Consider the following 3,857-nt stretch of genomic DNA (forward strand, 5'->3'; position numbering starts at 1 on the left):
TCTTTGGGTTAGTATAGCCTCTTAGCAGTTGTCCAATTTAATTATGCCACTACAAACACACGCAAACTGAGCATGAGTCTGCATGGGTCAATGATGCAGGACAGCAGCAGCTTAAGTTGGGCGCTGAGCTGAGCGAGACGTTATCAGAGGCTAAACAGGCACATCTACAATCGACCGAAGCACTCAGTGATGCCCGAGCGTCGATAGAAGGGTTTAAGAGTACGGCGCAAATTATCGATGAGACGCTAGATACTGAGGTACTTGGTGCAGCTGATGTGCTACTGGTTAGTAAAGATAGCATCCTCGCATCAGGCAGCAATACACTGTGGACGGCGAAAACAATCGTTAGGCAATCAGGCAGCACGCAATCAGATATGGTCGCAGGCAATTATACGCTGGCGGCAAATACGATTGATTCACTCTCAGGCGTCGGTGGTCAAACGGCTCAGTCAGGACTACACATCAGTGCCAATAGCAAACCTGTAGCGATACAGGCACAAGGTGGTGAGTTGCAGCTGCACAGTCAGCAGTCGATGACGGTTGGTAGTGAGTCAGGTCAGGTCAATGTGTCGAGTCCGAAGCGGATTAAGCTACAAACGTCAGCTGGGGCTTCGATTACCATCGATGACAGTGGTATTAAGCTGGTGTGCCCAGGTACGGTTAAGATTAAAGCGGTGAAGAAAGAGATGGTGGCGGGGGCTAAAGTTGGTCCAACGCTACCCTCATTAGGTGGTTCAGATGTCAAATCCTATCTAACTTATGTTGCTAAAGATATGTTTGGTGAGCCTATCGCCAATACGGAATACTTGCTATTTATGGAAGATGGTACTGTGAAAAGTGGTAAGACTGACGCACAAGGTCGTACCGAACAGATCGTCACGGACACACCTGAAGAAGTTGGTATACATATCGTTGGTGAAGAGCATGAAGGGTTTGCATTAAGTTTTGAGGAGAATCACTAATGTCAGATAAATTAACATTACATGTCATAAATAAAATACCCGACCAGCCTGTAAAAATTCTACTATTTGTAAAAAACTCTCACGGTAATCCCATAAAAAAGGTATTCACAGCAGACTCCGCCGGTGTGATCGAGACAGGTATTTCCATTTCTGGATTGTATACTCCGAATGTGTTTTATCATTTGCAAGGCGACTCTAAAATTCCAAAGATACTGGGGAAAGATGTTGAGCGACTTGGTAATATATATATATTTGAGGCGGATAATTTACGAATAAACTTTTATGCTAACGTGAGAGATAATAGTAAAAAGGAATCGTTACATGAAAGGATATTCAATGGTATACACTACCAAGTAGACTATAAGATAGGTGATAAAATAGAGAAGGTTTCTGGTAAAAGTACTACTTTAACAGGTTATCATAATGCAACATTTACTAAGAAAATACCATTGGTAGCTTCGGCAAAATATCGATTATATTTCATTGAAAAAGGTAAGCCAGTAAACCCCTATATAAAAGGAGAAGGTCAAAAAGCAACAGAGTTTTCACTAGACCCAAACAAAGCAAACATAACAAAGGAAACAAAGAGAACAAAGGGAACTGGTGATTTTTACAGTAAATCTTACCAGTTACAAACCTTCTTACAGTTTCAAATAAAAACTAAAGGTGGCAGCATTCCTAATGATGTGAAGGTTCAGTTAATCGACTATAGAAAAACAGTGAAGAAAACACTGAAGGTAGACCCTAAAACGGGTTTGACTGAGAAAATAAATGCTGACTATAAAAGGACGGTACAAGTCTTGGTAGCTGGTAAGCCAGTGACATCTAGGCTTGATTTTAAAGATTCAGAAGGAGATGTTGTTCCATCACCTTTTGGCTACATTAGAACGCTTACTATACCAACAATGAGTATACCTACAGCTGTAAACAAGCCTAAACATGAAGCTGTTTTAGCAGGCAAAGCTAATTTGCCAATAATTTTCGATTTAGAAACTCAAGAGCTCATTCTACTTGAGCCAAAAGATTACAAAGAACTTAGTAAAGTAGGTTCAGAACTTTCAGATTTAGTTGCTCAATGCCACATCAATAGAAGAAGACTGTCTCAAAGCCTTGAACCATCTGCAACTGTGACCGTAAAAGATATTGTAAACATTGAAAAAGAGCTAAAAGCATCAGAAGACTTATTAAAGGTTAAATTAAATATAGATCTAACACAGAAAGCGTTAATAAAAGAAGTATATACAACTCAACGTTATGTTGAAGGCGGTAAAACTAAGATAAAGCTTATAAGAAACCATCTTAATAGAGATAAATACCAAGTTTATTATAAAAACCGTGTCAATACAGATGGCACTAAAATTGATATCAAAAGCACGATAAGAGGAAGCAGTCTCAAAGATGAACCAAAAAATATAGATAAAGTAGCACTAAAAGATAGTTTAGATAAAATAAAAAGGCAGGCAAGCTTTAAGCAATATGGCGAGCGTCATTTTAAAGATCTAAAAATCTTTAATGAACTTTTGGGTCTTTCAGGAAACGAGCTAAGTGAAACTATCTATGAGTCTAAGAAATTTAAAACTGAAGTTTCGGCTCAGTGGTTAAGGGCTATAGGTGGCTGGACCGGCTCTGCTGCTTTCAACTCTGATCCTTCTAAAGGCAAAGTAGGTGGGGAACTTGGATTTGATGTTAGTGGTAAATTAGTACTTTGCGAAGCTAATATAAACAGTAAAGCAGCATATCCTTCTCTACAGGGATGGCAGCTAGTCTTTAATCATAAAGCAACTGGAGAGATCGACTTAGGAGCTATCCGGTTTATTATAGAATGCGACATTCACGGATTTGTAGGAGCAAAGGCAGGCATTTCAGGTGCGGTGTCTATAAGTTTTAATGGCAATAAACAAGAAGTTCAAGCTATTGAAAAAGATACTGCTCTATCAGCAAGTCAACTGTACGGACCAGTAAAAACTATTAACAAGCCTAAATTCGATCCCATTCTTGATGATAAGCACTTCGCTGATGCCCCTGTAAACAAAGACTTAAATATAGGAGTTACCGCTTTCGTTGGCGCAGAAACAGGAATTACGCCTAGTGCGAGTTTAGAATGGCTAAATAGCGATACTAATACTTTTAAGGCACTTGCTAAGTTGTCTGTAACAGGGGCGGTCAGCGCAGGCATAGGGGTTGAAGGTTGCTTTTTAGTACTTTACGCTGACGGTAAGTTTAGAATTAAAGCAAAAGCAGCACTGTGTTTTGGCGTTGGTGCAAAGGGAGCTGCGTTATTCGATGTCAATATAAAACTAATGCTTGAATTCTCTTCTTGGATATATCGTCAACTGCTTACTGCGGAATTCCGTGTACTATCCTTTATAATGGAAGGTGCTTTTTTACAGTTGAGTCAATTTTTTGTGCTGATGTTAGGGCGTAAAAATGATATCTCTGAAAACTTAAATAACATTTCATCAGTTTTTGCAGAATTTAATAGCTCCTTAGATAAAGCCCGTGAACGCAATAAACTAGCCAGTTTTATCCTGAACAACGCAGACGATGCTTGGTTGAAAACGGCTACCCCTGAAGCCAAAGGTATATTACTCTATCAGCTTACTCGTCATGGTATAGCAGACAAAGTTATAGACGAACCAGATACTAGTGTTGATTGGGGCGATGCTGATGTTGATTATTTGCCAAATCGCAAAGCTGCAATTATAAAAATCTTTGAAACAGTTGTTATCAAGCGAGAATGGCAAAATGTACTACAACATATGCATCCAAATGGGCTGAAAGGTGACTTAGGAAAAAATGAAGGGGATATTATTCGACTAGGGGCTGTATAGAATTGGGAAATAGTTGAAAAAAATAAGCAACGCCTTACACTCTTGTTTACCACAACAAAGAGAA

2 protein-coding genes are annotated in these 3,857 nt (G+C 39.3%); both read left to right on the top strand.

Going from position 1 to position 3,857, the window contains the following annotated elements:
• Positions 1–116: 116 nt before the first annotated feature.
• A complete protein-coding gene (locus EI164_RS14975) occupies positions 117–962 on the top strand; it encodes a DUF2345 domain-containing protein (RefSeq protein ID WP_192520720.1) in 846 nt (281 codons plus the stop codon).
• Positions 962–3,793 (top strand): hypothetical protein, encoded by a 2,832-nt coding sequence (locus EI164_RS14980; protein ID WP_192520721.1) that lies wholly within the window; start codon positions 962–964, stop codon positions 3,791–3,793. The genes EI164_RS14975 and EI164_RS14980 overlap by 1 nt, the downstream gene beginning before the upstream one ends.
• Positions 3,794–3,857: the final 64 nt, after the last annotated feature.

This window comes from Psychrobacter sp. FME13 (assembly GCF_014861395.1).
In the GTDB taxonomy this organism is placed as follows: Bacteria; Pseudomonadota; Gammaproteobacteria; order Pseudomonadales; family Moraxellaceae; genus Psychrobacter.

What these genes read in the sequence shown, in the direction of transcription:
- EI164_RS14980 (WP_192520721.1), top strand. Translation starts at nt 962, where the DNA reads ATGTCAGATAAATTAACATTACATGTCATAAATAAAATACCCGACCAG.